Raw genomic sequence first — 6528 nt, forward strand, 5'->3', positions numbered from 1 at the left:
GATCTCGATCTGGANCCGCGCTGGCCGCCGTTGAGATACACGGTCGTATGCGCCAGCGCTGCGGCGTCGAGCACGACGGGTACGCGCTTCTTCTGGCCGAACGGCGAAATGCCGCCGACGTGATAGCCAGTCAGCCGTTCGGCGTCCGCCGGCTTCATCATCCTGGCCGATTTGCCGCCGAGCGCGCCGGCCAGCTTCTTCATGCTGACCTCGCAATCGGAGGCGATCACCGCGCAGACCGGCTTGCCGTCGAGCTCGGCCATCAGCGTCTTCAGCATCCGCCTCGGCTCGACCCCGAGCGCCGCGGCCGCGGCCAGCCCGATCGCGTCGGCATCGGGGTCGTACGCGTAGCTGTGCAGCGTATAAGCGACGCCGAGCTTGTCGAGCATCTGCGTGGCGCGGGTGGATTTGGACATGGCTGGACCGGACTAAGATGCGGCGTTTGTGCCGCGGCCCGATGTAGCAGGCGATGCGCTGCGCGAGCAATCGCCGCCTCTCAACGTCATTCCGGGGCGGTTACCCACGTCATTCCGGGGCACGCGCGCCAGCGCGTGAACCCGGAATCCCGACCTGTTCTGCGACGCTCCGTTCCACGACATCGAGATTCCGGGTTCGCGCCTTCGGCGCGCCCCGGAATGACGGTGGAGAGGCCTTCATCCTTCGCCGTGGTTCGCGCGGTGGCACCGCTGCGCTAGGCTGACGCGAACTCGAATGGACGATGCCCGATGAGCGAAGCCAGCAGACAATTCTGGGACAAGATGGCCGAGCGCTACGCGGCGCGGCCGATCAAGGATGTCGCCGCCTATGAGGCGATGTTGGCCGATGTTGCCACCAGGTTGTCTCCGACGGACCGCGTGCTGGAGATCGGCTGCGGCACCGGTGGCGCGGCGATCCGGCTCGGCGGCGGCGTCGCGCGGTGGGACGCGACCGATCTGTCGCCCGAGATGGTACGGATCGCGCGCAGCAAGGTTGCCCCGACCCAGGTGAGCTTCGACGTCGGCGACGCGCTGGCGGCGCCGGATCGGGACAGCTACGACGTCGTCTGCGCCTTCCTGATCCTGCATCTGGTCGACGATCTCGACGCGACCCTGGCGGGGATCCATCGTCGGTTGAACCCGGGCGGCTTACTGATCAGCAAGACCTACTGCCTGAAGGACATGAATGTCGTCATGCGAGGCCTCGCTTTGCCGGTGCTGCGCGCGCTCGGCTGGCTACCGCCCATCCGAATGCTCGGCGTCGCCGATCTCCGCGCTGCGTTCGCGCGGGCCGGCTTCGCGATCGAAGACGCCAAGACCTTCGGCACCAACCGCCACGCACACTACATCGTGGCTAGGAAGCGCGCCAATTAGCACCGTCATTCCGGGGCACGCGCGAAGCGCGTGAACCCGGAATCCCGACCTGTTCTGCGACCGGACGTCGCCACCACGTCGAGATTCCGAGTTCGCTCGCTGGCGCGAGCGCCTGGAATGACGGAGCTTTCCCAGGGGCCGGACTACAAGCTACTCCGCATCCCATTGCGGCGCGAAGGCCGGGTTCACGAAGCGCTGGTCTTTCGGCAGCTTGGCGATCAGTGCGCGATCGTCCTGGTCGGGCTTGATGGCGAGGGCGCCGAGATTGCTCTTCTGGCTGGCTTCGCTGCGCGCCTTCGGGATTGCCATCACGCCGGTCTGTTCGAGCAGCCAGGCGAGCGCGATCTGTGCTGCGGTGGCGCTGTGCTTGTCGGCGATCTGTTGCAATTCCGGATAGGACGCGAGCCGTCCCTGCGCCAGCGGCGCGTAGGCGGTGAGCGGAATGTCGTGGCTCTGCAGATAAGGCAGCAGCAGCTTCTGGCCGAGCAGGACGTGATATTCCACCTGATTGCAGGCGATCGGCGCGCCGATCTCCTCGACAGCCTGCTTCATCAGCGCCACCGGAAAATTGCAGACGCCGATGGCGCGGGCGCCGCCCTCTTGCTTGATCCGCATCAGCGTCTCGAGCGCCGCGCCCAGGTCCATGTCCGGCGCCGGCCAGTGGATCAGATAGAGATCGACATAGTCGGTCTTCAGCTTGCGCCGGCTGATATCGAACGACCGGCGGATCGCATCCGGCGCCAGATTCTGCCACCACACTTTGCTGGTGAGATGGATCTCGCCGCGCGGCACGTCGGTGTCTTCCAGCGCATCGCCGACCGAGTCTTCATTGGCGTACATCTCGGCGGTGTCGATGTGGCGATAGCCGTGCCCCAAAGCGTTCAGCACAGCCGCGTGGCATTCCTTGCCTTGTAGCCTGAACGTTCCCAAGCCGAGCTTGGGAACGTCGATCCCCTGGGTCTTGATCGTCTGCATGCCGTCTCCTGCTCGCCGCGCGCCCCGCAGCGGCTTGTCATCACAATTCGAATTCGTATCGGACAATGCGGAAATAAGTGCCGCGGGATGGCGATTTCGCATCGGACCATACGATTCCGCCCGACACTCACAGCCAAGTGCGTTCTTTGAATGGCGGGTGCTTTTAATTGGTTTATTGTGATGGCGGGGCGCCGCCGCAGCTTGAGGCTTCTTCGTCGTCGGACCTTCGGAACGTGGATCGCGTGAAGGAGCCGGACGACTAATAGGTGCGGCATCGCTCCTATCCTGCACCTTCGCTCAATTAACAACTCGTTAAAACTTGACGAGACGTCAGGACGAAGTGCGCAATATGGACGAGAGATGCCTGTAGTTAGTCAGGTCATGCGCTCACTGCATTTCGTCATTGCAAAGTTCTGCGGATTGCTACTAACTTTGCGACAAAATCATTTGATGCAACCGCCGAGTCGTGTTCGAATCACTGCATCGGTATTCAATTACTATTATTGTAACTGCGCACGACTGAGGCGCAGCCGCCAAGCCGAAGGATCAGGTGGGTGATCTTCCGGCACGACATTTTTGGTGGGGCGAGGGCGGGAATTTGGCTTGGGGCGAACGGAAAAATCCGCGGGTCTCGTTCGAGAAGTCGATCGACGCCGTTTTGATCGGCGCCGATGGCACTTGGTCGCGGGAGTGCGCGGTCAAGGACATCTCGGCAACAGGAGCGAAGCTCGTCCTGAAGACCACGATGGCCGGCCTGAACATCACCGAGTTTTTCCTGGTGCTGTCTCCTGCGGGGAAGCCCTATCGACGCTGTCAGCTCGTCCGGGTCGATGGCGAAATGATCGGCGTCCGGTTCATTGCATCGGGCAAATCGGGGCCTGCATTGAAGGATTGAAGCGTGTCTCCCGATTGCTGCCGTTTCTTCCCAATAATATGCGAACCTGCTGATGTCTGTTCACGTGATCGCCGATAGCCGGGACAAGCTTTCGGCGTTGCGGCTGATGCTGCCGATGCAGCTCGAGCCGAATTTCTACATGCTCAGCGACATCAAAGCCGCGACGGCGCCGGACGCGGATGCGGTGGTGGTCGCCGTCGACATCCGTGTCGTCGACAACATCGCCGTCCTCAAGGAGGTGATGTATGGCATGTCGCACGCCGCGAAGCGGCTGTTCCTGATCGACGGCAAGTCCCACATCCATTCGGCGCAGGCCTATGCGCTCGGTGCGACGCGCGTGTTGCACAATCCGGTGTCGCCGTCGGTGCTGATCGCCCAGCTCAGCGATCAGGTCGTGATGAACTGGTCGGGCAGTTCGGCGGCGGCCGAGGCGACGCGATCGGCAGCGTTGGCTTCTCAGAGGCTCTCGACGGCATTCACGTCGGTGGCGCGTGGTTTCAAGGTCGATGTCGGCGGCATGGAAGAGGCTGCGACGGCGATCGCCGACAGCGTCATGGATCACGGCCTGTCGAACTGGCTGGCGACGGTGCGCCGGCATCACGAAGGCACCTACCAGCATTGTCTCTTGGTCGCCGGCGTTGCGGTCGATTTCGGCGTCAGCCTCGGCGTACCCCAGGCTGATATTCGTCGCCTTGCCGTTGCCGCTACTTTCCACGACATCGGCAAGGCCTGCATTCCGCTCGAAGTCCTCGACAAGCCCGGCAAGCTAGATCCGGAGGAGCGGGCGATGATCGAGACGCACTCATCGCGGGGGTACGACGTGCTCAAGGGCACGCCGGGAATTTCCGACGAAGTCCTGAGCGGCGTGCGTCATCACCACGAATTTCTCGACGGCAGCGGCTATCCGGATGGGATCTCCGGTAACAGCATTCCGGATCTGGTCCGGCTGCTGACGATCTCGGATATCTTCGGCGCGCTGATCGAGGATCGCCGCTACAAGGCGCCGATGCCGCGGGAGGATGCCTACGAGATCCTGCTGAAGATGCGCGGCAAGCTCGAAGCGCCGCTGGTGGCGGCGTTCCGGCAGGTGGCGCTCGGCCAATAGTCGAGTCCGGCCGAGGGCCCGGCGGACCTCTGCGGGGTTTGAAGTTTTTCGGGGGAAATCAATGCGTTGAGCAGGCCCGTCGGGGCGCCGCAGCGCCCCCTTTTGCTTGCTTCCCCCGCCTGCATCCGTTATCCGGTGTTACGCTTCGCATGCGAGCGGCCGCGGCCGTGTTTTGGCATGGCGCTTGGTCCGATCGAGTGGACGCCGGCACACGGCGCCGCGATCGGACAACTTCCGGTCGAGTTGCAGAGGAATTTCCTACAGATGGCCAATGTCGTGGTGGTCGGCGCCCAGTGGGGCGACGAGGGCAAGGGCAAGATCGTCGACTGGCTGTCCGAGCAGGCCGACATCGTCGTCCGCTTCCAGGGCGGCCACAATGCCGGCCATACGCTGGTGATCAACGGCGCCACCTACAAGCTGGCACTGCTGCCGTCCGGCGTGCTGCGCCCGTCCAAGCTGGCGGTGATCGGCAACGGCGTCGTGTTCGATCCGCAAGCCTTCCTCGACGAGATCAAGAAGCTCACCGGCCAGGGCGTCGCCGTTTCGCCCGACAATCTGCGCGTCGCCGAGAACGTCACGCTGATCCTGCCGCTGCACCGCGAGCTCGATTCGCTGCGTGAGAACGCCGCCAAGGCCGGCGCAATCGGCACCACCCAACGCGGCATCGGCCCGGCTTATGAAGACAAGGTCGGCCGCCGCGCGATCCGGCTGATGGATCTCGCCGATCCCGACACGCTGCCGCAGAAGGTCGAGCGCCTGCTCGCGCATCACAACGCGCTGCGCCGTGGCTTCAATTTGCCGGAGTTCGACGCCGGCGAAATCATCGCCGGGCTGACCGCGATGGCGCCGCAGCTGTTGCCTTACGCCGAGACGGTGTGGCGGCTCTTGGACATCAAGCGCCGCGAAGGCAAGCGCATTCTGTTCGAGGGCGCGCAGGGTGCGCTGCTCGACGTCGATCACGGCACCTATCCGTACGTCACGTCTTCCAACACGGTGGCGGCCCAGGCCGCGACCGGCTCCGGCCTCGGCCCGGGCGCGGTCGGTTACGTCCTCGGCATCTGCAAGGCCTACACCACGCGCGTCGGCGCAGGCCCGTTCCCGACCGAGCTCACCAACGAGATCGGCGAAGAGATCGGCCGCCGCGGCAAGGAGTTCGGCGTCAACACCGGCCGCAAGCGGCGCTGCGGCTGGTTCGATGCGGTGCTGGTGCGCCAGACGGTGCGGACCTGCGGCATCCACGGTCTGGCGCTGACCAAGCTCGACATCCTGGACGGCTTCGACAAGGTCGAGGTCTGCGTCGGCTACAAGCTCGACGGCAAGGAGATCGACCATCTGCCGGCCGGCGAGGGGGCGCAGGCCCGGGTCGAGCCGATTTATGAAACCATCGAGGGTTGGCAGGAACCAACTGCCAATGCCCGCTCTTGGGCAGAGTTGCCGGCGCAGGCGATCAAATATGTCCGCCGCATCGAAGAGTTGGTCGGATGTCCGGTTGCGCTGTTGTCCACCAGTCCGGAACGTGAGGACACAATTCTGGTGCAGAATCCGTTCGAGGCTTAATAAGCTGTTACCGGTAGGCATCGCATATTGAGTCAAGATGGCTGATTACTATCCGCTGATCGCCCGCGCTATCGCCGGCCTGGACCCCAACGCTCCGGGCGAGCAGCGTCGCGCGCTCTACGAGCGGGCGCGCGCCGCGCTGATTGCGCAGCTGCGCGGTGTGCAGCCGCCTCTGACGGAATCCGAAATCACCCGCGAGCGGCTGGCGCTCGAAGAAGCCGTCCGCAAGGTCGAATCCGAGGCCGCACAGCGTGCGCGTGATGCGGCCCGTGCCGAACTGAAGAATCGCACCAAGCCAGGCGAAGGCTCGCCGCGCGCCGGCGATGCGCTGCGTGCCGCGACACGGCCGATTCGTCCCGGCGATCCGCCGCCGCAGGTCAACCGCGCTCCGGGCGCGCCTCCAGCAGCAGCGACGCCCGCGACACCTCCGCGCGAAGAGCGGCCGCCGCGAACGCTGCGCGTCGAGCCGCCGCCGATTCCGCCGGAGCCGAACCGTACGCCGCCGCGCCGTGCCGTGGAGGCGCCGGCGCCGGCCAGTCCCGGACTGCCCGGCTTCCGCGATGTCACCGCCGATCTCGACGGTCTCGGCAACGCCGCCGCGCAGGCCAATCGCGCCGCGCGCAAGACCTACGCCAATGTGGCGCCGT

Annotated in this window: 6 protein-coding genes and 1 pseudogene; 5 read left to right on the top strand and 2 right to left on the bottom strand. The window is 64.8% G+C overall.

The genetic code is table 11. From position 1 onward, the window contains the following. A partial coding sequence (locus tag I5M_RS24800) for an aminoacyl-tRNA deacylase (protein ID WP_022723861.1) occupies nucleotides 1-416 on the bottom strand: 416 nt, incomplete at its 3' end. A 309-nt stretch (nucleotides 417-725) separates the two neighbouring features. On the opposite strand from I5M_RS24800, the gene I5M_RS24805 reads away from it, so the two are divergent. Then, the gene (locus I5M_RS24805; protein WP_022723862.1) at nucleotides 726-1349 is read left to right on the top strand and encodes a class I SAM-dependent methyltransferase; all 624 of its coding nucleotides are present in this window, start codon (nucleotides 726-728) and stop codon (nucleotides 1347-1349) included. 150 nt (nucleotides 1350-1499) lie between these two features. Here I5M_RS24805 and I5M_RS24810 read toward each other — a convergent pair whose 3' ends face one another. Further along, complete coding sequence (locus tag I5M_RS24810; protein WP_031337469.1) at nucleotides 1500-2324, bottom strand: aldo/keto reductase; 825 nt, start codon at nucleotides 2322-2324, stop codon at nucleotides 1500-1502. Between the two features lie 550 nt (nucleotides 2325-2874). On the opposite strand from I5M_RS24810, the gene I5M_RS24815 reads away from it, so the two are divergent. The 4 genes and pseudogenes from I5M_RS24815 to I5M_RS24830 all read left to right on the top strand — a co-directional run. Then, a complete protein-coding gene (locus tag I5M_RS24815; RefSeq protein WP_244432090.1) occupies nucleotides 2875-3219 on the top strand; it encodes a PilZ domain-containing protein in 345 nt (114 codons plus the stop codon). 52 nt (nucleotides 3220-3271) lie between these two features. Then, nucleotides 3272-4324, top strand: a complete 1053-nt coding sequence (locus I5M_RS24820) for an HD-GYP domain-containing protein (RefSeq protein ID WP_022723865.1) — start codon at nucleotides 3272-3274, stop codon at nucleotides 4322-4324. Between the two features lie 264 nt (nucleotides 4325-4588). Next, nucleotides 4589-5881 (top strand): adenylosuccinate synthase, encoded by a 1293-nt coding sequence (locus tag I5M_RS24825; protein ID WP_031337470.1) that lies wholly within the window; start codon nucleotides 4589-4591, stop codon nucleotides 5879-5881. Between the two features lie 37 nt (nucleotides 5882-5918). Beyond that, a pseudogene (locus tag I5M_RS24830) lies at nucleotides 5919-6528 on the top strand (hypothetical protein); the annotation flags it as partial.

Origin of the sequence: Rhodopseudomonas sp. B29 (assembly GCF_000333455.1) — a bacterium.
Lineage (GTDB): Bacteria > Pseudomonadota > Alphaproteobacteria > Rhizobiales > Xanthobacteraceae > Rhodopseudomonas.

What these genes read in the sequence shown, in the direction of transcription:
- I5M_RS24825 (WP_031337470.1), top strand. Translation starts at nt 4,589, where the DNA reads ATGGCCAATGTCGTGGTGGTCGGCGCCCAGTGGGGCGACGAGGGCAAG.
- I5M_RS24820 (WP_022723865.1), top strand. Translation starts at nt 3,272, where the DNA reads ATGTCTGTTCACGTGATCGCCGATAGCCGGGACAAGCTTTCGGCGTTG.
- I5M_RS24810 (WP_031337469.1), bottom strand. Translation starts at nt 2,324, where the DNA reads ATGCAGACGATCAAGACCCAGGGGATCGACGTTCCCAAGCTCGGCTTG.
- I5M_RS24805 (WP_022723862.1), top strand. Translation starts at nt 726, where the DNA reads ATGAGCGAAGCCAGCAGACAATTCTGGGACAAGATGGCCGAGCGCTAC.